Here is a 22,482-nt window from a genome sequence, read left to right on the forward strand (position 1 = left end):
CAGGAAACCCGAAGGACCCGCCCATGCGGAACAATGAGCCGATGAGGAGACGCGAACGGGGCGACGGCCCGTGAGGCAGCGGGTGCGCGCCGCGGCGCTGCGGCTGGCGGGCGCCGGCGGCCTGCCCGCCTACGTGTACGACCTGCCCGGCCTGGCCGCGCACGCCGCGGACGTGCGCGCCGCGATGGGCGGCACGGCCGAGGTCTTCTACGCCGTCAAGGCCAACCCGGCCGCCGAGATCCTGCGGACGCTGCGCCCGTACGTGGACGGCTTCGAGGTCGCCTCCGGCGGCGAGCTGGCGCACGTGCGGGAGGTCGCGCCGGACGCCCGGATCGCCTTCAGCGGCCCCGGCAAGACCCCCGCCGAGCTGGCCCTCGCCCTGGAGGCGGGCGTCGAGCGGCTGCACGTCGAGAGCCCCCGCGAGCTGGCCCGCCTGATCGAGCTGGCCGGCCCGCGCGGAGCCGACGTGCTGCTGCGCGCCAACCCCGGCCTGCCCGGCGAGGGCGCCGCCACCCCGTTCGGCATGGACCCCTCCGGGCTGGCCGCCTGCCTGCCGCTGCTCGCGGACGCGCCGCGGATCCGCGTGCACGGCCTGCACACTCACCTCACCTGGGCCCGGGAGGACGCGGCCGGCCTGGCCCGGCTCGCCGCCGAGGTCGCCCGCTGGGCGCTCGGCTGGATCGGCGCGCACCTGCCGCACCTCACCGCCCCCGAGCTCGACCTGGGCGGCGGCATGGGCGTCGACTACGCCGCCCCGGACGAGCGGTTCGGCTGGGAAGCCTACTCCGGCGCGCTGTCCCGCCTCGGCGGGGCGCGGCTGCGGATCGAGCCCGGCCGCGCGCTGACCGCCTACGACGGCTGGTACGTCACCGACGTCCTCGACGTCAAGCGCAACCACGGCCGCGACTACGCCGTCCTGCGCGGCGGCACCCACCACCTGCGCACCCCCGTCGCCCGCGGCCACGACCAGCCCTTCACCGTGATCCACCGCGAGAGCGCGGGCCCCGCACTGACCGGCCGCGCCACCCTCGTCGGCCAGCTGTGCACCCCCAAGGACGTGCTGCACCGCGACGCCCCCGTCACCGGCCTGCGCCCCGGCGACCTGATCGCCTTCGGCCTGGCCGGCGCCTACGCGTGGAACCTGTCCCACCACGACTTCCTCATGCACCCCCACCCCGGCCTGCACTACCTGGACGGACGCGATGATCCTCGATGACGCGGCAGACCCCCTCCACACCTGGCAGCACGCCGAGCGCTACCTGGGCGGGGGCACCCGCGCCTACAGCAGCTTCTCCGCCGACCTGGAGATCTCCGAGCCCTACCACCCGCAGCTCGGCCGCCCCCGCTTCTCCGTGCCGACCTTCCGCGTCACCGGGACGTTCCTGACGAACGCCGTCGAGTCCACGCTCACCAAGCTCTACCGGCGCGGCGACGGCTTCCTGCTGCCCGTCCACCCCGAGACGCTCGCCCACCCCGCCCTGCCCGGCCGCGACGCGCTGGCCGAACGCGGCCCCGACCTGACCGTGGTGCCCTCGGCCAACGCCCGCACCGTGTTCGTCGAGCGGATCGGCGCCGAGCCCGTCGAGCCGCACTTCGTCAAGCTGCACTACCCGCGCAGGCTGTCGCGGTTCACCCGGCGGCTGCGCCGCCCGATCATCACCGTGCAGCTCTGGGCCGCCGAGGAGCTGCTGGCCGCCGGGCTGCCCGTGCTGCCCGAGGTGGCGGGCGGCGTGCTCGGCGACGACCCGCGTGAGGCGTGGGGCTTCCTGCTGCGCGAGGCCCGCCCCCGCTCCGGCGGCCTGCCGTTCACCGTGCCGCTGTTCGCGCTGTACGGCCACGACGTGCGGCGGCCCGGCGACCCGACGCTGATGGAGCAGCTCGTGGCCCGCAGCCGCGAGGACCCCGGCGACTGGCTGGCCCGCCGCGTCGTCACCCCGATGGTCGAGCTGTGGTGCCGGGCGCTGACCCGTACGGGATGCGTCCTGGAGCCGCACGGCCAGAACACGCTGTTCGCCTTCGACGACGGCGGGCGCACGGCCGTCCTCTACCGCGACTGCGGCGTCTACGTCGACCCCCGCACCCGCCACGACCTCGGCCTCGCCCGCGAGCTGCCGCCCGTCAACGTGATCTCCCGCGACGTCCGGCAGCCGCGCGAGAGCGTCTTCAGCCTCGCCTACGACAGCTTCCTCGGCCACCACGCGCTCGAACGCCTCGCCGCCGTCGCCGAGGCCGCGCTCGGCGTGCCGCCGGAACGGCTCAGGCGGGCCGCCCGCGCCGCCTTCGCCACCGGCGTGCCCATGCCCGCCACTGTCCACTACTACGAGGACCGCCTGCGCGCGAACGGCGCCTGGGACCTGACCGACACCGGCGAGCCGCCCGCCTGGCGGCCGGTGTCGTGACGGGCGCGCTCCCGTTCGTCTTACAGGTGAGACCCACGGGAAGGGGAATGTCGTGAAATACGTGCTGATGTTCATGGACACCGAGCAGTTCACCAAGGACCTGGCCGCCATGACCGACGACGAGCGCGCCGAGGCCGTACGCAAGGTCGAGCAGTGGTTCGCCGACCACGCCGGCCGGATCACCGGCGGCAGCAAGCTCGCGCCGCCGCACACCGCCACCACCGTCCGCCTGGAGGGCGGCGGCGAGCCCGTCATCACCGACGGGCCGTTCATGGAGGGCAAGGAGGTCGTCAGCGGCTTCGCCGAGATCGACGTGGCCGACCTCGACGAGGCCCTGGCCATGGTCCGCACCTGGCCCGCCTGCCCGACGGTCGAGATCAGGCCCGTCGAACGGTGACGGGCGCGCCCGCCGACGAGCTGGCCCGCGTGGTGCGCGAGCACGCGGGCCGGCTCGCCGCCTCGCTGGTGTCGCTCCTCGGCGACTTCTCCGCCGCCGAGGACCTGGTCCAGGACGCGGTCGAGACCGCGCTGCGACGCTGGCCGGACGAGGGCATCCCGGACCGCCCCGACGCCTGGCTCCACACGGTGGCCCGCCGCCGCGGCCTGGACGTGCTGCGCCGCGAGTCCGTCTACCGGGCCAAGCTGGAGCTGCTGCGCGACCCCGCCCCGGCCGAGCCCGACGGGCGGCTGCGGCTCATGTTCACCTGCTGCCACCCGGCGCTGCCCAGGGCCGCGCAGATCGCGCTCACCCTGCGCGTGGTGTGCGGGCTCACCACCGGCCAGATCGCCGCCGCCTTCCTCGCCCCCGAGACGACCGTCGCCCAGCGCATCACCCGCGCCAAGAAGAAGATCGCCGACGCCGGGATCCCGTACCGGGTGCCCGCCGCCGGCGAGCTGCCCGCCCGCGTGCGCGAGGTGCTGGCCGTCATCTACCTGCTGTTCAACGAGGGCTACCTGTCCAGCACCGCCGAGCGCGCCCACTCGCGCGACCTGGTCGACGACGCCGAATGGCTCGCCTCGCTGCTGACCGGGCTGATGCCCGCCGAACCCGAGGCCGCCGGGCTGCTCGCGCTCATCCGGCTGCACCGGGCCCGCGACGCCGCCCGCTTCGACGACTCCGGCGGCCTCGTGCTGCTGCGCGACCAGGACCGGTCCCGCTGGGACCACGACGCCATCGCCGCGGCCACCGCCCTGCTGACCCGCACCGCCCGCCGCCACCGCGCGCCCGGCCCGTACCAGCTCCAGGCCGCCATCGCGGCCTGCCACGCGGAGGCCGCCCGCTGGGACGACACCGACTGGCGGCAGATCGTCGTCCTCTACGACATGCTGCTGCGGCTCGCGCCCTCACCCGTCACCCGGCTGCACCGCGCCGTCGCCGTGCGCCACGCCGACGGCCCCGAGGCCGCGCTCGGCGAGCTGAAGGACCTGCGGGCCGCGCTCGACCGCTATCCGCTCTATCACGCCACCCACGCCGAGCTGCTGCGCGACCTCGGCCGGCCAGGCGAGGCCCGCGAGGCCGACGAGCGCGCCCTGCGCCTGACCGCCAACCCCGCCCAGCAGGCCCTGCTGGAGGAGCGCATCAGCTGGGCGGGCACAGCCCCCTGATCGCCAGCGCGTAGCCGCGCACCCCGAACCCCACCACGATCCCCGCCGCCACCGGCGACAGGTACGAGCGGTGCCGGAACGGCTCACGCCGGTGCACGTTGGAGATGTGCACCTCCACCACCGGCAGCTCCGCCCCCTCGATCGCGTCGTGCAGCGCCACCGACGTGTGCGTGTAGGCGCCCGCGTTGACCACCGCGCCCACCGCCCGGCCCGCCTTCACCGCCGCGCCCGCCTCCTGGATCCAGTCGACGAGGTCGCCCTCGTGGTTGGACTGCCGGAAGTCGAGCTCCACGCCGGCCGCCGCGCACTCCTCGCGGCACAGCGCCTCCACGTCGGCCAGCGTGGCCGTCCCGTAGACCTCCGGCCTGCGGGTGCCGAGCAGGTTGAGATTGGGGCCGTTGAACACGTACACGGTCGTCACGCCCGCCATTGTGTCAGCCCTTGTAGTTGAACACCTGCCGCAGCGTGTGCCGCACCGTCACCAGGTCCTTCTGGTCCTCCATCACCTGGTCGATCGGCTTGTACGCCTCCGGGTGCTCGTCCACCAGCGCCGCCGCGCGGTCCTCGTTCCAGGTGCGGCCCCGCATCGCCGCCTTCAGCGACGAGGCCGACAGCTCCCGCTTGGCCCTGGTGCGCGACATCCGCCGCCCCGCCCCGTGCGCGCACGAGTGGTACGACTCCGGGTTGCCGCGCCCGCTCACGATGTACGAGCGCGTCCCCATCGAGCCCGGGATGACGCCCTCGTCACCGGTGTCGGCCTTGATCGCGCCCTTCCTGGTGATCCACAGCCTCTTGCCGTGGTGCTCCTCCAGCTGGGTGAAGTTGTGGTGGCAGTTGATGGTCCGCACCCTCCGCCCCGTGCCCACGACGCGGAACAGGGCGTCGATTAGGACCCGGTCCATCCGGGCCCGCGAGGCCATCGCGTAGCGCTGCGCCCACAGCATGTCCTCGATGTAGGCGTCGAACTCCGGCGTGCCCTGCACCAGGTACGCCAGGTCCGGGTCCTCCAGCCCGATCGCCTGGCGCCGCATCAGGTTCTTGGCCCCGGCGATGTGCCTGGTCGCGAGCTGGTTGCCGATGCCGCGCGAACCCGAGTGCAGCACGGTCCACACCCGGTCGCGCTCGTCCAGGCACACCTCGACGAAGTGGTTGCCCGAGCCGAGCGTGCCGAACTGGCGCGACACCGTCGCCTCCTGCTTGCCCGTCAGCTCCGTGCGCGGACGGCCGAGCTCGCTCAGCGCCCGGTCGACCGACGGGTCCTCGTGGCCCTTGCCGACACCCGCCGGGATGCGGCGCTCCACCAGCGGCATCAGCGCGTCGAGCGTGGCCGGCAGGTCGGCGGCCGTGAGCGTGGTCTCGGTCGCGACCATGCCGCAGCCGATGTCGACGCCGACGGCGGCCGGGATGATCGCGCCCTCGGTGGGGATGACCGAGCCGACCGTCGCGCCGATGCCGACGTGCGCGTCGGGCATGAGAGCGACGTGCCCGGAGACGAACGGCAGGCGGGCGGCGCGGGCGGCCTGCGTGATCGTTCCCTCGTCGATCTCGCTGGCCCAGGACAGCAGGTTCGGTGCGGGCTGGTGCGGCATGAGTGGATCTCCTCGGTTCGTTCTTGATCCAGTCTGCCGGGGGCGCAGGTGAAAACCCACTCATTTTACCCCGCCGGCTTGTTACGATCGCCGCCGTGATCGCCGAAGAACCGCTGGCCGGAGGCGGGGTCAACGAGGTCGTCCGGGCCGGCGACACCGTCCGCCGCCCCGCCGCGCCGTGGACCCCCGCCGTGCACGGCCTGCTCACCCACCTGGCCGCCCGCGGCTTCACCGGCGCGCCCCGCGCCCACGGCCTCGACGAGCGCGGGCGCGAGATCCTCGACTACGTGCCCGGCGTCGTCGCCCACTACCCGGCGCCCGCCTCCACCTGGAGCGACGCCACGCTGACCGCCGTGGCCGCGCTGCTGCGCGACTACCACGACGCCACCATCGGCTATGTCCCGCCGGACGGCGCCCGCTGGCAGTTCGCGCCCAAGGAGCCCGCCGAGGTCGTCTGCCACGGCGACGTCGCCCCGTACAACTGCGTCTTCCGCGACGGCGTGCCCGTCGCGTTCATCGACTTCGACACCGCGCACCCCGCGCCCCGCCTGTGGGACGTCGCCCACGCCGCCTACCGCTTCGTCCCCATCACCCTCGGCGGCCACGGCGAGGAGCCGCCGCCCGTCGCCGAGCAGATCCGGCGGCTGCGGCTGTTCTGCGACGCCTACGGGCTGCCCGAGGCCGACCGGCGGGCGCTGCCCGGCACCCTCGTCCGCGTCCTGCACGGGCTCGCCCGCCACATCCGCGAACGCGCCGCCGCCGGCGACGCCGCCTTCGCCGCCCACCTCGCCGACGGCCACCCCGAGCTGTACCTCGCCGACGCCCGGCACGTACAGCGGTATGCGTTTTGAGACAGCACCTAAGGCCGACGTAGGCTGGGCCTCTGGCGAACGACAGGAGGTGACGCCCCATGTTGCGAGACTCGTTCGGACGGGTGGCGACGGATCTGCGGGTGTCGCTCACGGACAAGTGCAATCTGCGCTGCTCCTACTGCATGCCGCCCGAGGGTCTCGACTGGCTGCCCAACTCCCAGCTCCTCACGGCCGACGAGATCGTCCGGCTCGTCACCATCGGCGTCGAACGCCTCGGCATCCGCGAGGTCCGCTACACCGGCGGCGAGCCGCTGCTGCGCCGCGAGCTGCCCGACATCGTCGCCCGCACCACCGCGCTCACCCCGCGCCCCCAGGTGTCGCTCACCACCAACGGCATCGGCCTGGCCCGCCTGGCCGCCCCCCTCGCCGCCGCCGGGCTCGGCCGCGTCAACGTCTCGCTCGACACCCTCGACCGCGACACGTTCAAGAAACTCGCCCACCGCGACCGGTTCACCGACGTGATCGCCGGCATGGCCGCCGCCCACGACGCCGGCCTGCGCCCCGTCAAGGTCAACGCCGTGCTCATGCGCGGCGTCAACCAGCACGAGGCCGTCCCGCTGCTGCGCTACTGCCTGGAACAGGGCTACGAGCTGCGCTTCATCGAGCAGATGCCGCTCGACGCCCAGCACGGCTGGAGCCGCGACACCATGGTCACCGCCGACGAGATCCTCGACCTGCTGTCGGCCGCGTTCACCCTCACCCCCGACGAGAGCGAGGACCGCGGCAGCGCCCCCGCCGAACGCTTCCTCGTCGACGGCGGCCCCGGCCGCGTCGGCGTCATCGGCTCCGTCACCCGGCCGTTCTGCGGCGCCTGCGACCGCGTGCGGCTCACCGCCGACGGGCAGATCCGCAACTGCCTGTTCGCCACCGAGGAGTCCGACCTCAAGTCCGCCATGCGCGCCGGCGCCACCGACGACGACCTCGCCCAGCGCTGGCTCGCCGCCGTCGCCCGCAAGCGCCCCGGCCACGGCATCGACGACCCGTCCTTCCTCCAGCCCGCCCGGCCCATGTCGGCGATCGGCGGCTAGGTGCCCAGAGCGCGCGACCTCGGCCTCCCGCTCGCCGGCCGGCCCGGCGCGCACAACGCCATCACCGACGTGCCCGGCGTCCGCGTCGGCCACCGCACCGTCGTCCGCGACCCCGGCATCCGCACCGGCGTCACCGCCGTCGTCCCCGGCGCCACCCCGGTCAGCCCGCTGCCCGCCGGCGTGTTCACCGGCAACGGCCACGGCAAGCTCATCGGCGCCACCCAGCTCGCCGAGCTCGGCCTCCTGGAATCACCCGTCGTCCTGACCGCCACGCTGTCCGCCTTCCGCGCCGCCGACGCGCTCGTCACCTGGATGCTCGCCCGGCCCGACTGCGCCGGCGTACGCACCTTCAACCCGGTCGTGGGGGAGTGCAACGACGGCCACCTGTCGGACATCCGCGCCCGGCCCATCACCGAGGCGCACGTGCTGGAGGCCATCGACACCGCGACCGGCGGGGCCGTCCCTGAAGGCTGCGTCGGCGCGGGCACCGGCACCGTGGCGCTCGGCCACAAGGCCGGGATCGGCACCTCCTCCCGCCTCGTCCCCCCGTACACCGTGGGCGCCCTCGTCCAGGCCAACTTCGCCGGCACCCTCCGCCTCCCCCCGGCCACCCCTGGGCAGCCGGGCCGATCCCCGGCGGTCACGCCACTCCCTGGCCGGCCCCTGCCGTCGCCCGCCGGCCCCCTCGAGACGGACCGGCCGTCGACCGGCTCCCCGGCACCGGGTGCCGCTCCAGCGCCTCTCCCCGCCCCCGTGGCGGCCGGTGACGACGGGGAGGCCGGGTCGTGCATGGTGGTGGTCGCCACCGACGCGCCGCTGGACGCGCGGCAGCTCACCCGGGTGGCACGGCGCGCCGTCTTCGCCCTGGCCCGGGTCGGCGCGGCCTACACCCACGGCAGCGGTGACTACGGCATCGCCTTCAGCGTCCGCCCCGGCGCCGCCCCCGTGCCGGACGCCTCGCTGAGCCCGCTGTTCGAGGCGACGCTCGACGCCGTCGAGGAGGCCGTGCTCAACTCCCTGTTCACCGCCACGACGACCACCGGCGTGCACGGCCGCACCGCCCACGCCGTCCCCCTCCCGGGCGCGGCGCCATGACGCCCGGGTACGACGCGGTGATCCTCGCCGGGGGCCAGGCCCGCCGCCTCGGCGGCCTCGACAAGCCCGGCCTCGACGTCGGCCGCCGCTCGCTGGTCGAGAACGTCGTCGCGGCCGTCCCCGCCGCCGGGCGCGTCATCGTCGTCGGCCCGCCCCGTGACCTGCCCGGCGTCCTGTTCACGCGCGAGGACCCGCCGGGCGCGGGCCCGATCCCCGCCCTGCGCGCCGGCCTCGCCCACGTCACGGCCCCCTGGGTGATCCTCCTCGCCGCCGACCTCCCCTTCCTGAACGTCCACCACCTCACCACCCTCCTCACCGCAGCCCACTCCCTGCCGCCCCACCTTGCGACAGCGCCAGACCGGCCCGCACACCTGGCGGCGACGGACGCCCCCACCGGACAGACCGCCCCGTCCGGGCTTTCCCGGATGGTGGAGGCTCCCTCCGAGGGACCGGAACCTCCTCCGGCGCCAGGCGCCTCCGGTCGGCTCGGGGCGGGGTCCGGCCTGCCTGGGGCGGCCTCGGGCCCGGCCGGGCCTCCCACGATGGCGGGCGCTCCCTCTGGAGGGGAGGAGCCTCACACGCCACCGGGTGCCTCCGGTCGGCCCGAGGCAGCGCCCGGCCCGTCTGGGGCGGCCTCGGGCCCGCCCGGGCCTCCCACGGTGGCGGGCGCTCCCTCCGGAGGGGAGGAGCCTCACACGCCACCGGGTGCCTCCGGTCGGCCCGAGGCGGCGTCCGGTCAGCCCGGAACGGCGTCCGGCCCGTCTGGGGCGGTGTCCGGGCTGTCCGGGCCTTCCCGGGTGGGGGGCGCTTCCTTGGTACGGGCGGCGTCAGGCAACGCTGGTCGGCCCGTACCGGCTGGGGGCGGTTCCGGGGTTGGGCCGGGCGGTGGGGTGGTGGCGGTGGATGGGGAGGGGCGGGAGCAGTGGCTGCTGGGCGTGTGGGACGTGGCGGGGCTGCGGGAGGCGCTGGGCCGCTATGAGGGGCGGTCGCTGCGCGGGCTGCTGGCGCCGCTGGCACGGGCCCGGGTGGCGTTGCCGCGCCGGGCATGGTTCGACTGCGACACTGTGGACGACCTCGAGGAGGCACGGATGAACGTACTGGCCGAATGGACCGCGCTGGCCTGCAAGGAGCTGGGCATCGACCCGGCGCGGGTGGACCGGGACCAGATCCTGGAGCTGACCAAGGAGGTGGCGCACGGGGTCGCGAGGCCGGCGGCGCCGCTGACGGCGTACCTGCTGGGGCTGGCCGAGGGGGCCGGCACGGCGCCTGAGGAGGCCGTGGCGCGGCTGACGACGCTGGCCCGCAATTGGGGCGAGGCGACGGCCGAGACGCTGACGGACAGCTGACACTGGAACGAACTACCGCTGTCAAGCGCCCCGCCCGAACCTGAAGATTTCCTGTGAAATACGGCCAGGGCGGGGTGTAAACGATTTCGGGAAAGCAGCCCTATCCAATACGGGGGGCGCGCGTCGAACAGATCATCTAATGCGACGCTTTACCTGGAAAAAGGGCGACGCCGGGTGGTTACGGGGGCAAACCACCCGGCGTCGCTTCATCGGCGTTCCGACGGGGGCCCGGAACGCCGGCACCAGCACTCCGACGGGGGACCGGAGCGCTTGCCTAAAGCGTACACCTACAACCCATGGGATGCGTCAAGACTTAGTCACGACCCGATCTCGCGTCGGTGCAGCGGTATCTCGCTTTGGTTAGCTTCGGGTGTGTGAAAGGTGGGAGGTGGGGCGTCCCTCCCCCTCTCATTGGCCCCGATTACCGCTATGTATGGCAAAAAGACGGCCCCGGCGATGAACAGCAGCCGGTAGGGCCACGGCACCGGCACCACGACCGCCAGGATCAGGCAGATCGTCCGGATGCCCATCTTGACCAGGTAGCTGATCTCGCGCCGATGGACGTCGGCGGTGAGCGACGGACGGGCGTCCGTCACCTGGTGAACCGCCTCTTTCCTGCGCCAACCCCTCATGTTTCCCACCGTAGACCTCGGACGGGGCGCTCGCGAAGGCGCACCCCCCTGGGAGCACAGGTCATGCGATCATGGCCTTCTAGTAAGGAGGATGTGGACATGACGGACCGAACGTACCGGGTGACCGAGATCGTCGGCACTTCGGGGGAGAGCGTCGACGAGGCCATCCGCAACGGCATCCGGCGCGCCTCGCAGACCCTGCGCCATCTCGACTGGTTCGAAGTGACGGAGGTGCGCGGCCACATCGAGGGGGGAGAGGTGGCGCACTTCCAGGTCGGGATGAAGGTCGGCTTCAGGCTGGAAGACGCCTGAGCACGCCCTGACAGCCCGGGAAACGCCGTCTCTGTCACGGTTCCGTGCGGGACGTGACAGGGGCGGCGCGGGCCGTTCACACTGCGGGCATGCGCCGCCGCCCCGCGCTCCCGCCCGCCCCGCCTGCCCTGGCCGCTGTGCCCGGCGCTGTGCTCAGCGCTGTGCTCGCCGTCGTGCTCGCCTGCGCCCTCGCCGCCTGCGGGACGACCGCCACGCCGCGGGAGGCCGCCGGGCAGCCGCCGCCTCGGTCACAGGAGCCCGCCCCGGCCCCCGTCCTGCGCCAGAGCGCCGCCGAGGCGGCCCGTACGGCGGCGAGCCTGCGCCGGCTGGACGACCTGCCGCTGTACGAGATGACCTTCCACGGCGGCTACGACGCCGAGGCGCCCCTCACCGAGCAGGAGCTCGCCCGCCGCGACGACGCGTGGGCCTGCTCGCTGTTCCTGCAGCCCGGCGAGGCCGGTCCGGTGTTCGGCCGCAACTTCGACTGGGACCCGCACCCGGCGATGGTGGTGCACGCCCGCCCGCCGGGCGGCTACGCCTCACTGTCGATCTCGGACGTCTCGTACGTGCTCGGCCACGGCGGCGCCCCGGACCTCGGCGACCCGGCCGACCGGCGGCGGCTGGCGCACGCGGTGCTGGCGCCGTTCGACGGCATGAACGAGAAGGGCCTGGCCGTCGGCCTCGCCCAGGTGCCCGACGCGCTGCTGCCCGCCCGCGCGCCGGGACGCACGACGGTCGGCAGCGCCCGCGTCATGCGGCTGCTCCTGGACCGGGCCGCCACCGTGGACGAGGCGGTCGCCCTCATGCGCCGCTACGACGTCGACTTCTCCGGCGGCCCGCAGGTGCACTACCTGATCGGCGACCGCTCGGGCCGCTCGGCGGTCGTCGAGTACGGCGACGGCAGGCTCAACGTCATCGAGGACCGCGTGCTGACCAACATCACCATGACCGGCGCGAGCCGCGCCACCCGCCTGGCCGATCCCCGCTACCGCGCGCTCAGCCAGGGGGCCGGCGCCGACCCCCTGGCCCTGCTGCGCCGGGTGGCGCAGCCGCACACGCGCTGGTCGGTCGTGTACGACCTGACGGCCGGCACCGCCCGGCTGGTCACCGGGCAGCGCTGGGGCCGTGTGCACGAGCTGGCGATCAGCTCGCCTGGCTGACCGTCGACATGTTGAAGTCGGGCACCCGCACCGGCGGCATGACCGCCCGCGTGAAGTAGTCGCCCCACTCGCGCGGCAGCGTCTGCTCCGGCGCGCCCACCTCCGTGAGGCGGCCCAGCAGGTCGACCGGGCTCTCGTTGAACCGGAAGTTGTTCACCTCGCCCACGACCTCGCCGTGCTCGACCAGGTAGACGCCGTCGCGGGTGAGCCCGGTCAGCAGCAGCGTCTGCGGGTCGACCTGGCGGATGTACCACAGGCAGGTCAGCAGCAGGCCGCGCTCGGTGGAGGCGATCATCTCCTCCAGGGAGCGGCCGTCCTCCGGCCCCTTCATGATCAGGTTGTCGACGGAGGGCGTCACCGGCAGGCCGCTCAGCCCGGCCGAGTAGCGCGTCTGCAGCAGCGCCTCCAGCCGGCCGTCGGCGATCCAGTCGGTGGCCGACAGCGGCAGCCCGTTGTCGAACACCGAGCTCTCCCTGCTGGACGAGCGTGCCGTCACGAACGGCGCGCAGCCGATCCCGGGCGCCGCCGGGTCGCTCGACAGCGTCACGGGCAGCGTGGCGAGCCGCTCGCCGACCCGGGTGCCGCCGCCCGGCTTGGAGAACACCGAGCGGCCGTCCAGCGCGTCCCTGGCGCCGGCGGACCAGAACAGGTAGACCATCAGGTCGGCGACCGCCGTCGGGGGCAGCAGCGTCTCGTAGCGGCCCGCCGGGAGGTCAACGCGCGTCTTGGCCCAGTCGAGCCGCTGCGCCAGCCCCGCGTCGAGGGCGGCCACGTCCACGTCGGTGAAGTCGCGCGTGGCCACCCCGGCCCACGCCGAGCGCTTGAGGTCGGCGGACTTGGCGTTGAGCTCCAGCCGCCCCGACGGCTGGTCGTGGCGCAGCCGCAGCCCGGTCGAGCTGCCGAGGAACGTCGTGGTCAGCGTGTGCTCGGCGAACCCGTACAGCCTCCTGCCGCCCGCCTCGGCGGAGGCGAACGCCTCGCCGAGCGCCGGCGCGAACCCGCGGAACACCTCGATGTCGGTCGGCGTCACCGGGCCGTCCCACGACGCGCTCGCCGGGCCGCCCGCGACGAGCTCGCCCGCGTCCTCGGCCGGCTGCGCGTCGCGCGCGGTCGCGTCGGCGGCGGCCACCACGGCGGCGAGCTGCTCGGGCCGCACCGCGGCGCGCGACACGACGCCCACGCCCCGCCCGGCGATCGAGATCACGGTCAGCCGGCTGGAGCGCGCCACGCCGTTGGTCGTCAGCGTGTTGCCGGCGAAGCGCAGGTTGGCGGTGGACTCCTCGTCCACCAGCACCACGCAGCCGTCGGCCGTGGAGAGCTCCAGGGCCCGCTCCACCATCTCCTGGGGAGTCACTTTCCGCCCTCCTGAACGGTGTTGAGTATCCGTACGTTCCTGAACAGGGCCGACGGGCAGCCGTGGCTGACCGGCGCCACCTGCCCCGGCTGGCCCTTGCCGCAGTTGAAGGCCCCGCCGAGCACGTACGTCTGCGGGCCGCCGACGCGTTCCATCGACTGCCAGAAGTCGGTGGTGGTGGCCTGGTAGGCGAAGTCGCGGACCTGCCCGGCGAGCTCGCCGTGGGAGATCCGGTACGCGCGCTGACCGGTGAACTGGAAATTGTAGCGCTGCATGTCGATCGACCAGCTCTTGTCGCCGACGATGTAGATGCCGCGCTCCACGCCGGAGATGAGCTCCTCCGTCGACGGGCCGCCGGGCGCGGCGGCCAGCGACACGTTGGCCATGCGCTGGATCGGCATGTGGCCGGGCGAGTCGGCGAAGGCGCAGCCGTTGGAGCGGCCCAGGCCCTTCATCAGCGCCATCCGCCGGTCGAGCTGGTAGCCGACCAGGACGCCGTCCTTGACGATGTCGAAGCTCTGCCCCTGCACGCCCTCGTCGTCGTAGCCGATCGTGGCCAGGCCGTGCTCGACGGTGCGGTCGCCGGTCACGTTCATCAGCGGCGAGCCGTAGACCAGCTCGCCGAGCTGGTCGAAGGTGGCGAAGCTGGTGCCGGCGTAGGCGGCCTCGTAGCCGAGCGCCCGGTCGAGCTCGGTGGCGTGGCCGATCGACTCGTGGATGGTCAGCCACAGGTTGGACGGGTGGATCACCAGGTCGTAGTCGCCCGCCTCGACCGACGGCGCGGCCAGCTTCTCGGCCAGCAGCTCCGGCAGCGCGGCCAGCTCGGCCGCCCAGTCCCAGCCCGTGCCGGTCAGGTATTCGTAGCCCCGGCCGACCGGCGGCGCGATCGTGGACATGTCGTCGAAGCCGGTCTCCGACGCCTTCATGGCGTTGAGCACGGGATGCACCCGCACCCGCTGCTGCGTCGTCACGGTGCCGGCCGTGTCGGCGTAGAACTTCTGCTCCTTGACCTGCAGCAGCCGCGCCGACACGTGGTCGGCGCCCTTGAGCAGGCCCGCCGACCAGTCGGCCAGCAGCGCCACCTTGTCGGCCGACGGCACGTCGAACGGGTCGACGTCGTAGGACGACACCCAGGTGACCTCGCCGTGCACCGGCTCGGGCGCGAGCTCGATCGGCTCACGGTTGATCGGGGCGCTCACCTCCGCGACCCGCACCGCCTGCTCGGCCACCCGCGCGGCGGCCTCGGGGGTCAGGTCGATCCCGGCGGCGAACCCCCAGGTGCCGCCCTTGACCACGCGCACGGCGTAGCCGAGGTCGTCGGCGTCGGCGGCGCCCTCCAGGCGCGCGTCGTAGAGGCTCAGGGTCTCGGCTCTGATGCGTTCGAGCCGGAAGTCGGCGTGCTCCGCGCCGAGCTCGCGTGCGCGTTGCAGGGCGGCGTCCGCGAGCCGTCTGAGCGGCAGCGCGAGGAAATCGTCATCGATCTGGCGCATGTCCACGATCCTAACGCTGTGATCTTGTATCCCCCGGACAAGCCGGTACCCGCCGGTAGGAGATAGCGTCAGTTCTCATGGCACGCTCTGTACTCGTCACAGGAGGCAATCGCGGCATCGGCCTCGCGATCGCCCGCGAACTGGCCGCGGCCGGCGACGCCGTCGCCGTCACCTACCGATCGGGGGAGCCGCCTGAAGGGCTGTTCGGCGTCCGCTGCGACGTCACCAGCATGGCCGACGTCGAGGCCGCCTTCGACAAGGTCGAGGCCGAGCACGGCCCCGTCGAGGTGCTCGTCTCCAACGCCGGCATCACCAAGGACACGCTGCTGGCGATGATGAAGGAGGAGACCTTCACCGACGTCGTCGACGCCAACCTGACCGGCGCCTTCCGCGTCGCCAAGCGGGCCATCCGCCCGATGATGAAGCTCAAGCGCGGCCGCGTCATCCTCGTCTCCTCCGTCATCGCCATGCTCGGCCAGGCGGGCCAGACCAACTACGCCGCCTCCAAGGCCGGGCTGATCGGCTTCGCCCGCTCCATGGCCCGGGAGTACGGCTCGCGCGGCATCACCGTCAACGTCGTCTCGCCCGGCTTCGTGGCCACCGACATGACGGCCGAGCTCGACACCGACGCGATCGTCAAGAACATCCCGCTCGGCAGGCAGGCGACCCCCTCCGAGGTCGCCCGCGTCGTGCGCTTCCTGGCGAGCGACGACGCCTCCTACATCACCGGGGCCGTGATCCCCGTCGACGGCGGACTCGGAATGGGGCACTGACATGGGACTTCTCGAAGGCAAGCGCATCCTGGTGACCGGCGTGCTCACCGACGCCTCGATCGCCTTCTCGGTCGCCAAGCTGGCGCAGCAGGAGGGCGCCACCGTGGTGCTCACCGGGTTCGGCCGGCTCAGCCTGGTCGAGCGGATCGCCAAGCGGCTGCCCGCCCCGGCGCCGGTGCTGGAGCTCGACGTGCAGAACACCGAGCACCTCGACTCGCTGGCGGCCCGGGTGGGTGAGCACGTCGACGGCCTCGACGGCGTCGTCCACTCCATCGGCTTCGCCCCGCAGACGGCGCTCGGCGGCAACTTCCTCAACACCACCTGGGAGGACGTCGCCACCGCCGTGCACGTGTCGACCTACTCCTACAAGGCGCTGGCCGTGGCCTGCCTGCCGCTGATGAAGGAGGGCGGCGCGGTCGTCGGCCTCGACTTCGACGCGACCAAGGCGTGGCCGGTCTACGACTGGATGGGCGTGGCCAAGGCCGGCCTGGAGTCGTGCAACCGCTACCTGGCCCGTGACCTGGGCAAGCAGGGCATCCGGGCCAACCTGGTGGCCGCCGGGCCGCTGCGCACGATGGCCGCCAAGTCGATCCCGGGCTTCAAGGAGTTCGAGGACAGCTGGCCGGAGAAGGCCCCGCTCGGCTGGGACCTGGCCGACACGATGCCGGCGGCCCGCGCGTGCGTGGCGCTGATGTCCGACTGGTTCCCGGCCACGACGGGCGAGATCGTGCACGTCGACGGCGGCGTCCACGCGATCGGCGCCTGACCCCGGAGAGCGGGCCCGGAGATCCGGCCTGACGCCGGGCGGGCGCGCCCGGCGGGCGGGTCAGGCGAGCCGGTGGAGGCCGTTGCCGCGCGCCGGCTCGAAGGGGATGGTCTCGCTCTGCTCGCGTCGGTGACGGCGCTGCTGCACGATGCGGGTGGCGGCCACGGCCGTGGCGAGCAGGATGATCGTCAGCGCCGTGCCGACCACGTCGGAGGCGCGGGTGGAGGGCCGGACGACGGGCCGCTCGTCGGCGGGCAGGCCTAACTCCTCGGCGAACGGGTTGGGCCACAGCAGGTCGATCCGGAAGTCCTCCGGGTCGGCCGACGGCTTGTCGCCCACCGGCTCCTGCCGCGAGTCGATCAGGTGCGGCTGGTTGTCCGGCGGCACGACCGTGTCGCCCGGCGGCGTGGTGACGACCTCGGCGGGCACGGCCGTGGTGTCCTCGCGCCGCCCGCGCTCGTCGGCGGGCCGGTCGTCCTCGCCGTCGTCAGGGCCGGTCGCCGCCGGCGTCGGCGTGGTGAGGCCGCCGAGCACGCCGTCCTCGTCGCAGCCCACCACCGGCAGGCACACCTCGTCGAGCGGCTCCGGCAGCAGCTCGGTGACCTTCGGGTCGGGCGGCTCGGGCGGCTCGACGGGGCCCGGGGGGTCGGGCGTGGCGGCGGGCTTGCCGGACGGCTTGCCGGAGGCGCGCGGCCGGCCGGTGGGGACCGCCTCGCCGACCGTGCCGAGCACCGTGTCGGTGGTCTTGTCGAGCCCGTCGGTCACCGGATCGGTGAGCCCGCCGGTGAGCTGGTCGACGGTGCCGGTGACCGCCTCGACGACGCCGCACAGGCTGTCGGTCACCCCGGAGAGCAGTCCGCCGCCGCGCTCGCAGTCGGCGGCCTGGGCGGGTGGCGCCGCGACCGGCACGGCCGCCAGCGCCATCGCCAGCACCCCGGCCGAGATGGCGCTCCTGCTCCCCATTCGTCCCCTCCCGAATCGCTCCCGGAGGAAATCTTTATGGACATCGGCCATCAGACGCAGGTGTTTTCCCGTTAATGTTGCGATTCGGTATCGACTAGTGATACGCGAGTTGAGCTCTCGTTCGCCGTCAATCGGGTGACGACACGTCATCCAGGGCCTCTCGGATCTCGATCGGCAGCACCACGTCCTCGGCCGGGAGGGTGCTCCTGAGCTGCGCCAGCGTGCGGGCGCCGACGATCGCCGAGGCCACCCCGGGCTGGTCGCGCACCCAGGACAGCGCGACGGCCAAGGGCGAGACCCCCAGCCCGTCGGCCGCGGTCATGACCGATTCCACCACCCGGCGGCTGCGTTCGTCGAGATACGGGCGGACGAAATCCGCGAAATGCGGCGTGGCGGCCCGGGAATCGGCCGGGATGCCCGTCCGGTACTTGCCCGTCAGCACGCCCCGGCCGAGCGGCGACCAGGCCAGCACGCCGACCCCGCAGTGCTGGGCGGCGGGCAGCAGCTCGCGCTCGGGGTCGCGGGCCAGCAGCGAGTATTCGGCCTGCACGGCGGTGATCGGCACCCGCCCCGGGGCCGCGCGCTGCGTCACGGCCGCCGCGGCGAGCTGCCAGCCGGTGTAGTCGCACACGCCCGCGTAGACGGCCCGCCCCGAGGAGACGATCGCGTCGACCGCGGCCAGCGTCTCCTCCAGCGGCACCTCGGCGTCGTAGGTGTGCAGCTGCCACAGGTCCACATAGTCGAGCCCGAGCCGGCCGAGCGAGTCGTCGACGGCGGCGATCAGGTGACGCCGGGAGGCGTCGCGCGGCCGGCGCCCCAGCGGGGTCACCACGGCCTTGGTCGAGATCACCAGCTCGGCCCGCGGCACCGAGTCGCGCAGCATCCGGCCCAGCAGCCGCTCGGCGTCGCCGCCGGTGTAGACGTCGGCGGTGTCGACCAGCGTGCCGCCCGCGTCCATGAACGTGCGCAGCTGGGCCACGGCGTCGTCCGCGTCGGTGTCACGCCCCCACGTCATCGTGCCGAGGCCCATCCGGGACACCGACAGGCCGCTGTGGCCGACATAGCGCTGCTCCATGATCCCGCCAGGTTACCGCTCGGGTGGGTGAAACGCCGTGATAGACGCCTGCGACACTTGGGTCGTGACGACGCTGCTTCTGGCCCGCCACGGGCTCACCGACCTGACGGGGCCGATCCTGGCGGGCCGCACCCCGGGGGTGCACCTCAGCGACGCGGGCCGGGCGCAGGCCGCCGCGCTGGCCGGGCGCGTCGCCTCCGTACGGCTCGACGCGATCGTCTCCAGCCCGCTGGAGCGCTGCGTGGAGACGGCCGAGGCGGTGGCCGGGGGCCGCGACCTGACGGTGCTGACCGACGAGCGGCTGATCGAGTGCGACTACGGCGCCTGGACCGGGCGCGCGCTCAAGGAGCTGGCGCGGGAGCCGCTCTGGCCGGTCGTCCAGGCCCACCCGAGCGCCGCCGAGTTCCCCGGCGGCGAGTCGCTCGCGGCGATGCAGGCGCGGGCCGTGGCGGCGGTCCGGGAGTGGAATAGACGCCTGGGGGAGAAGGCTGTCTACCTGGCGTGCAGCCACGGAGACGTGATCAAGGCGATCGTGGCCGACGCTCTGGGGCTCCACCTCGATCACTTTCAGCGGATAACTGCTGATCCGGCGGCTCTCACCGTGATTCGCTATGCCCCCTTGCGTCCCTTTGTTCTCAGAGTTAACGATATGGGGGAATTGCGGTTGCCCGAGGATTCGGAGGAGAAAGACGGGGGAGAAAACTCCACCGGGAGCGATGCCGCCGTCGGCGGCGGGCCCGGGACCACGTAAGGTCAGGCTATGCCGGTCTTCGACTACGACCCACCGGAGAGGTTCGTGGCTGGCGCCCTCGGGCGGCCGGGCGCACGAGCCTTCTTTCTGCAGGCCAGGGCCGAGGGCAGACTGACCACCGTGGCGCTGGAGAAGCTGCAGGTCGCCGCGCTCGCCGACAGGCTCGACGAGATGCTCGACGAGGTCCTGCGGCTCAGCGGCGGCACCGCCCGGGTGCCGGCCATCGCCCCCGCCGACCTGGCCGACGACGGCCCCCTCGACGTCCCGGTGTCGGAGGAGTTCCGGGTCGGCACGATGGCGCTGTCCTGGGACGAGGAGAGCTCCCAGGTCGTCATCGAGGCCCAGGAGGTCGTCGACGAGGACGACCTCGACGCGCCCGAGCCCGCGGTGCTGCGGGTGCGCATCAGCGCCGGGGCCGCCCGCGCCTTCACCCAGCGGGCGCTCAAGATCGTGTCGGCGGGACGCCCGCCGTGCCCGCTCTGCGGGCAGCCGCTCGACGCCACGGGTCACGTGTGCGTACGTCTCAACGGCTACCGCGGAGGTGAGGCGGCTTCATGACCGCTCCGGAGAGCGAGCCGGCCGTCAGGCCCACCCCTCCCACGGCCATGAACGAGGAGGAGACGCTCAAGCTGCTCCGCGACGGCCGCCTGGAGGTGGCCGGCCGCCTCGTCGAAGCCACCAACATGACCCTCTACTGCTCGGTCACGCTCGGCTCGCGCAGCGTCGCCTGCGTCTACAAGCCGGTGCGCGGCGAGCGGCCGCTGTGGGACTTCCCCGACGGCACCCTGGCCGCCCGCGAGGTCGCGGCCTTCGAGGTCTCCCAGGCGACCGGCTGGCACGTCGTGCCGCCCACGGTCTACCGCGACGGGCCGTTCGGTCCCGGCATGTGCCAGCTCTGGATCGACACCGAGCGCGAGGTCGACCTGATGCGGCTGGTGCGCAGCCGCAACCCGGTGGTGCGGCGGATGGCGGTGTTCGACGCGATCGTCAACAACGCCGACCGCAAGGGCGGCCACCTGCTGCCGATGCCCACCGGCCACGTCTACGGCGTCGACCACGGCGTCTGCTTCGCCGTGGAGGACAAACTGCGCACCGTGCTGTGGCAGTGGCGCGGCAAACCGCTGGCCCGCGAGGCGGTGGCGGTGCTCGCCAAGCTGGAGCGCGACCTGGAGTCCGGCTCGCTCGGCCGCCGGTTGCGCGAGCTGCTGACGCTCGCGGAGGTGGAGGCGACGTGGAAGCGGGTGCGCAAGCTCCTCGACACCGGCGTGCACCCCTCGCCCTCCGAGGGCTGGCCTGCCATCCCCTGGCCGCCCATCTAATCCTGTTTACTACGCTTTGCCGCATGTGCACGGTGATCGTGAGAACGGGCCTGCCCCTCACCCTCATGGGGGTGCGCGACGAGTTCGCCGACCGCCCCTGGGAGGGCCCCGGCGAGCACTGGCCCGACTACCCCGGCGTGGTCGGCGGGCGTGACCTCAAGGCCGGCGGCACCTGGCTGGCGGTCGACCCGTCCGCCCGGCGCGCCGCCGCGCTCCTCAACGGCCGCGGCCGCGAGGCCCCCGACGCCGTCAAGGTCTCCCGCGGCGACCTGCCGCTGCGCGCCGTCGCCGCCGGCGACCTGCCCGACCTCGACCTGACCCGCTACGACCCCTTCCACCTGGTGCTCGCCGACCCCGGCCGGGCCCGCCTGTTCACCTGGGACGGCGTACGGCTCGCCACGACCGTCCTGCCCGACGGCACCAGCATGATCGTCAACAGCGGCCTCGACCCCGCCAGCGAGCGCGTCACCGCGTTCCTGCCCCGGTTCGAGAGCACGGCCGACTGGCACGAGCTGATCACCGATCCGCCCTCCGCCGACCCCGCCGCGCTCATCGTCGACCACACGCTGCCCGACGGCCGCCGCTTCACCACGCTCAGTGTCACCCTGCTCACGCTCGACACCGGCGGAGTGACGTACGACTTCACCGACATGACAGCTGATCGGGACGGATAGGCTCGAAGACATGAGATCGTGGTCCGCCCCCAACATCCCCAAGCTGCCCGGTGAGAGCGTCCCGCTGCGGCTCTACGACACCGCGGCCAAGCAGGTGCGGCAGACCGACCCGGGCCCCACCGCCCGGATGTACGTGTGCGGCATCACCCCCTATGACGCCACGCACCTGGGGCACGCCAACACCTACCTCGCCTTCGACCTCGTCGGCCGCCTCTGGCGCGACGCCGGACACGAGGTGCACTACACGCAGAACGCCACCGACGTGGACGACCCGCTGCTGGAGCGGGCCGAGAGCACCGGCGTCGCCTGGCAGAGCCTCGCCGAGCGCGAGATCGAGCTGTTCCGCACCGACATGGAGGCGCTGCGCATCCTGCCGCCGCGCGAGTACGTGGGCGTCACCGAGGTCGTCGACCGGGTCGCCGATCTCATCGCCGGCCTCGGCGCCAAGGGCGTCACCTACGACCTCGACGGCGACGTCTACTTCAGCGTCGCCGACGCCCCCAAGTTCGGGCAGGTGTCCGGCTACGGCGAGGCCGAGATGCTCACGCTGTTCGCCGAGCGCGGCGGCGACCCCGAGCGGCCCGGCAAGCGCCACCCGCTCGACTGGCTGCTGTGGCGCGCCGAGCGGCCCGGCGAGCCCGCCTGGGACTCACCGCTGGGGCGGGGGCGGCCCGGCTGGCACGTCGAGTGCACCTCCATCGCCCTCGACCACCTGGGCGCCGGCTACGACGTCGCCGGGGGCGGCTCCGACCTGATCTTCCCGCATCACGAGTGCGGCGCCTCCGAGGGCCACGCGGCCACGGGGGAGTGGCCCTTCGCCCGCTTCTACACCCACGCCGGCATGGTGGGGCTCGACGGCGAGAAGATGTCGAAGTCCAAGGGCAACCTGGTGTTCGTGTCCAAGCTGCGGGCCGCGCACGACCCGATGGCGATCCGGCTCGTGCTGCTCGCCCACCACTACCGGGCCGACTGGGGATACGTGCCGGCGATGCTCGCGGAGGCCGAGGCGCGGCTGGAGCGCTGGCGCTCGGCCGTGGCGCTCGCCACGGCCCCGCCCGCCGGCGACGTGCTCGCCGCCGTGCGCGAGCGGCTCGCCGACGACCTGGACGCCCCCGGCGCGCTCGCCGCCGTCGACGCCTGGGCGGAGGAGGCGCTGGCGGGCCGGGGCACCGACCCCGGCGCCCCGGCCCTGGTCCGCGACCTCACCGACGCCCTCCTCGGCATCGCCCTCTGACGGGCGCAGCCCGTGATGGCGCTGACGGGCGCAGCCCGTGATGGC

At 73.6% G+C, this 22,482-nt stretch carries 24 protein-coding genes and 1 pseudogene; 18 read left to right on the forward strand and 7 right to left on the reverse strand.

The genetic code is table 11. From position 1 onward, the window contains the following. The first annotated feature begins 70 nt into the window (after positions 1 to 70). Genes ACWDXC_RS13105 through ACWDXC_RS13120 form a run of 4 tightly spaced genes read left to right on the forward strand, consistent with a single transcriptional unit; the run spans position 71 to position 4,004 of the window. A complete protein-coding gene (locus tag ACWDXC_RS13105) occupies positions 71 to 1,216 on the forward strand; it encodes an alanine racemase (RefSeq protein WP_449981212.1) in 1,146 nt (381 codons plus the stop codon). After that, positions 1,203 to 2,399, forward strand: coding sequence for an IucA/IucC family C-terminal-domain containing protein (locus ACWDXC_RS13110; RefSeq protein ID WP_449981214.1), 1,197 nt, complete (start codon positions 1,203 to 1,205; stop codon positions 2,397 to 2,399). The genes ACWDXC_RS13105 and ACWDXC_RS13110 overlap by 14 nt, the downstream gene beginning before the upstream one ends. Before the next feature lie 52 nt (positions 2,400 to 2,451). Then, positions 2,452 to 2,796: a YciI family protein gene (locus ACWDXC_RS13115; RefSeq protein ID WP_364170149.1), complete on the forward strand. Its 345-nt coding sequence runs from the start codon at positions 2,452 to 2,454 to the stop codon at positions 2,794 to 2,796. Continuing rightward, on the forward strand, positions 2,793 to 4,004 hold the full coding sequence (locus ACWDXC_RS13120) for an RNA polymerase sigma factor (RefSeq protein WP_364170151.1): 1,212 nt from the start codon (positions 2,793 to 2,795) through the stop codon (positions 4,002 to 4,004). The genes ACWDXC_RS13115 and ACWDXC_RS13120 overlap by 4 nt, the downstream gene beginning before the upstream one ends. Here the strand turns inward: ACWDXC_RS13120 and aroQ are convergent. After that, positions 3,979 to 4,434 carry a type II 3-dehydroquinate dehydratase gene (gene aroQ / locus ACWDXC_RS13125; protein ID WP_364170154.1) on the reverse strand — a complete coding sequence of 152 codons (456 nt, stop codon included), beginning with the start codon at positions 4,432 to 4,434 and terminating at the stop codon, positions 3,979 to 3,981. The genes ACWDXC_RS13120 and aroQ overlap by 26 nt on opposite strands. A gap of 4 nt (positions 4,435 to 4,438) precedes the next feature. After that, positions 4,439 to 5,593 carry an RtcB family protein gene (locus ACWDXC_RS13130; RefSeq protein WP_449981217.1) on the reverse strand — a complete coding sequence of 385 codons (1,155 nt, stop codon included), beginning with the start codon at positions 5,591 to 5,593 and terminating at the stop codon, positions 4,439 to 4,441. A 95-nt stretch (positions 5,594 to 5,688) separates the two neighbouring features. Between ACWDXC_RS13130 and ACWDXC_RS13135 the strand changes: the two genes are divergently transcribed. The 5 genes and pseudogenes from ACWDXC_RS13135 to ACWDXC_RS13155 all read left to right on the forward strand — a co-directional run bounded on the left by ACWDXC_RS13135 (position 5,689) and on the right by ACWDXC_RS13155 (position 9,934). Beyond that, the gene (locus ACWDXC_RS13135) at positions 5,689 to 6,444 is read left to right on the forward strand and encodes a phosphotransferase (protein WP_449981219.1); all 756 of its coding nucleotides are present in this window, start codon (positions 5,689 to 5,691) and stop codon (positions 6,442 to 6,444) included. Between the two features lie 59 nt (positions 6,445 to 6,503). After that, positions 6,504 to 7,493, forward strand: coding sequence for a GTP 3',8-cyclase MoaA (moaA, locus tag ACWDXC_RS13140; RefSeq protein ID WP_449981221.1), 990 nt, complete (start codon positions 6,504 to 6,506; stop codon positions 7,491 to 7,493). Beyond that, on the forward strand, positions 7,494 to 8,588 hold the full coding sequence (locus tag ACWDXC_RS13145; protein ID WP_449981223.1) for a P1 family peptidase: 1,095 nt from the start codon (positions 7,494 to 7,496) through the stop codon (positions 8,586 to 8,588). Continuing rightward, positions 8,585 to 8,926, forward strand: a pseudogene (gene mobA, locus ACWDXC_RS13150) (molybdenum cofactor guanylyltransferase); the annotation flags it as partial. The gene ACWDXC_RS13145 and the pseudogene mobA, both read left to right, overlap by 4 nt. A 561-nt stretch (positions 8,927 to 9,487) precedes the next feature. Further along, complete coding sequence (locus tag ACWDXC_RS13155; RefSeq protein WP_449982030.1) at positions 9,488 to 9,934, forward strand: DUF6457 domain-containing protein; 447 nt, start codon at positions 9,488 to 9,490, stop codon at positions 9,932 to 9,934. A gap of 317 nt (positions 9,935 to 10,251) precedes the next feature. On the opposite strand, the gene ACWDXC_RS13160 is transcribed toward ACWDXC_RS13155, so the two are convergent. Continuing rightward, on the reverse strand, positions 10,252 to 10,566 hold the full coding sequence (locus ACWDXC_RS13160; RefSeq protein WP_219505599.1) for a DUF3099 domain-containing protein: 315 nt from the start codon (positions 10,564 to 10,566) through the stop codon (positions 10,252 to 10,254). Between the two features lie 99 nt (positions 10,567 to 10,665). On the opposite strand from ACWDXC_RS13160, the gene ACWDXC_RS13165 reads away from it, so the two are divergent. Together ACWDXC_RS13165 and ACWDXC_RS13170 are read left to right on the forward strand one after the other, a co-directional pair. Continuing rightward, positions 10,666 to 10,878 carry a dodecin gene (locus ACWDXC_RS13165; protein ID WP_049573305.1) on the forward strand — a complete coding sequence of 71 codons (213 nt, stop codon included), beginning with the start codon at positions 10,666 to 10,668 and terminating at the stop codon, positions 10,876 to 10,878. An 89-nt stretch (positions 10,879 to 10,967) separates the two neighbouring features. Further along, positions 10,968 to 12,038 (forward strand): carcinine hydrolase/isopenicillin-N N-acyltransferase family protein, encoded by a 1,071-nt coding sequence (locus ACWDXC_RS13170; protein ID WP_449981225.1) that lies wholly within the window; start codon positions 10,968 to 10,970, stop codon positions 12,036 to 12,038. Here ACWDXC_RS13170 and ACWDXC_RS13175 read toward each other — a convergent pair. Next, a complete protein-coding gene (locus ACWDXC_RS13175; RefSeq protein WP_357586769.1) occupies positions 12,022 to 13,392 on the reverse strand; it encodes a metallopeptidase TldD-related protein in 1,371 nt (456 codons plus the stop codon). The genes ACWDXC_RS13170 and ACWDXC_RS13175 overlap by 17 nt on opposite strands. Next, entirely contained in the window at positions 13,389 to 14,882 is a 1,494-nt protein-coding gene (locus ACWDXC_RS13180) for a TldD/PmbA family protein (RefSeq protein ID WP_219505594.1), read from the reverse strand. Before ACWDXC_RS13180 ends, ACWDXC_RS13175 begins: the two co-directional genes overlap by 4 nt. Before the next feature lie 77 nt (positions 14,883 to 14,959). Here ACWDXC_RS13180 and fabG point away from each other — a divergent pair, with 77 nt between their 5' ends. After that, entirely contained in the window at positions 14,960 to 15,655 is a 696-nt protein-coding gene (gene fabG / locus ACWDXC_RS13185) for a 3-oxoacyl-ACP reductase FabG (RefSeq protein WP_219505592.1), read from the forward strand. Position 15,656: 1 nt separating this feature from the next. Then, the gene (gene fabI, locus ACWDXC_RS13190; RefSeq protein WP_449981228.1) at positions 15,657 to 16,421 is read left to right on the forward strand and encodes an enoyl-ACP reductase FabI; all 765 of its coding nucleotides are present in this window, start codon (positions 15,657 to 15,659) and stop codon (positions 16,419 to 16,421) included. A 60-nt stretch (positions 16,422 to 16,481) separates the two neighbouring features. Here fabI and ACWDXC_RS13195 read toward each other — a convergent pair whose 3' ends face one another. Both ACWDXC_RS13195 and ACWDXC_RS13200 read right to left on the reverse strand, forming a co-directional pair. Continuing rightward, entirely contained in the window at positions 16,482 to 17,384 is a 903-nt protein-coding gene (locus ACWDXC_RS13195) for a hypothetical protein (RefSeq protein WP_449981230.1), read from the reverse strand. A gap of 127 nt (positions 17,385 to 17,511) precedes the next feature. Then, complete coding sequence (locus tag ACWDXC_RS13200) at positions 17,512 to 18,459, reverse strand: aldo/keto reductase (protein WP_449981232.1); 948 nt, start codon at positions 18,457 to 18,459, stop codon at positions 17,512 to 17,514. Positions 18,460 to 18,523: 64 nt separating this feature from the next. Here ACWDXC_RS13200 and ACWDXC_RS13205 point away from each other — a divergent pair, with 64 nt between their 5' ends. The 5 genes from ACWDXC_RS13205 to mshC are packed head-to-tail and all read left to right on the forward strand — an operon-like array spanning position 18,524 to position 22,437. Continuing rightward, positions 18,524 to 19,210 carry an MSMEG_4193 family putative phosphomutase gene (locus ACWDXC_RS13205; protein ID WP_449981234.1) on the forward strand — a complete coding sequence of 229 codons (687 nt, stop codon included), beginning with the start codon at positions 18,524 to 18,526 and terminating at the stop codon, positions 19,208 to 19,210. A 9-nt stretch (positions 19,211 to 19,219) separates the two neighbouring features. After that, on the forward strand, positions 19,220 to 19,768 hold the full coding sequence (locus ACWDXC_RS13210; protein WP_219505583.1) for a DUF3090 domain-containing protein: 549 nt from the start codon (positions 19,220 to 19,222) through the stop codon (positions 19,766 to 19,768). Beyond that, on the forward strand, positions 19,765 to 20,529 hold the full coding sequence (locus ACWDXC_RS13215) for an SCO1664 family protein (protein WP_219505580.1): 765 nt from the start codon (positions 19,765 to 19,767) through the stop codon (positions 20,527 to 20,529). Before ACWDXC_RS13210 ends, ACWDXC_RS13215 begins: the two co-directional genes overlap by 4 nt. A 23-nt stretch (positions 20,530 to 20,552) precedes the next feature. Continuing rightward, a complete protein-coding gene (locus ACWDXC_RS13220) occupies positions 20,553 to 21,203 on the forward strand; it encodes an NRDE family protein (RefSeq protein WP_449981236.1) in 651 nt (216 codons plus the stop codon). 10 nt (positions 21,204 to 21,213) lie between these two features. Next, positions 21,214 to 22,437, forward strand: a complete 1,224-nt coding sequence (mshC, locus tag ACWDXC_RS13225) for a cysteine--1-D-myo-inosityl 2-amino-2-deoxy-alpha-D-glucopyranoside ligase (protein ID WP_449981238.1) — start codon at positions 21,214 to 21,216, stop codon at positions 22,435 to 22,437. Positions 22,438 to 22,482: the final 45 nt, after the last annotated feature.

The organism is Nonomuraea sp. NPDC003214 (genome assembly GCF_053590035.1).

Coding starts and splice junctions, on each gene's coding strand:
- ACWDXC_RS13110 (WP_449981214.1), top strand. CDS start 1,203: ATGATCCTCGATGACGCGGCAGACCCCCTCCACACCTGGCAGCACGCC.
- aroQ (WP_364170154.1), bottom strand. CDS start 4,434: ATGGCGGGCGTGACGACCGTGTACGTGTTCAACGGCCCCAATCTCAAC.
- ACWDXC_RS13130 (WP_449981217.1), bottom strand. CDS start 5,593: ATGCCGCACCAGCCCGCACCGAACCTGCTGTCCTGGGCCAGCGAGATC.
- moaA (WP_449981221.1), top strand. CDS start 6,504: ATGTTGCGAGACTCGTTCGGACGGGTGGCGACGGATCTGCGGGTGTCG.
- ACWDXC_RS13160 (WP_219505599.1), bottom strand. CDS start 10,566: ATGAGGGGTTGGCGCAGGAAAGAGGCGGTTCACCAGGTGACGGACGCC.
- ACWDXC_RS13165 (WP_049573305.1), top strand. CDS start 10,666: ATGACGGACCGAACGTACCGGGTGACCGAGATCGTCGGCACTTCGGGG.
- ACWDXC_RS13170 (WP_449981225.1), top strand. CDS start 10,968: ATGCGCCGCCGCCCCGCGCTCCCGCCCGCCCCGCCTGCCCTGGCCGCT.
- ACWDXC_RS13180 (WP_219505594.1), bottom strand. CDS start 14,882: ATGCGCCAGATCGATGACGATTTCCTCGCGCTGCCGCTCAGACGGCTC.
- fabG (WP_219505592.1), top strand. CDS start 14,960: ATGGCACGCTCTGTACTCGTCACAGGAGGCAATCGCGGCATCGGCCTC.
- fabI (WP_449981228.1), top strand. CDS start 15,657: ATGGGACTTCTCGAAGGCAAGCGCATCCTGGTGACCGGCGTGCTCACC.
- ACWDXC_RS13195 (WP_449981230.1), bottom strand. CDS start 17,384: ATGGGGAGCAGGAGCGCCATCTCGGCCGGGGTGCTGGCGATGGCGCTG.
- ACWDXC_RS13200 (WP_449981232.1), bottom strand. CDS start 18,459: ATGGAGCAGCGCTATGTCGGCCACAGCGGCCTGTCGGTGTCCCGGATG.
- ACWDXC_RS13210 (WP_219505583.1), top strand. CDS start 19,220: ATGCCGGTCTTCGACTACGACCCACCGGAGAGGTTCGTGGCTGGCGCC.
- ACWDXC_RS13215 (WP_219505580.1), top strand. CDS start 19,765: ATGACCGCTCCGGAGAGCGAGCCGGCCGTCAGGCCCACCCCTCCCACG.
- ACWDXC_RS13220 (WP_449981236.1), top strand. CDS start 20,553: ATGTGCACGGTGATCGTGAGAACGGGCCTGCCCCTCACCCTCATGGGG.
- mshC (WP_449981238.1), top strand. CDS start 21,214: ATGAGATCGTGGTCCGCCCCCAACATCCCCAAGCTGCCCGGTGAGAGC.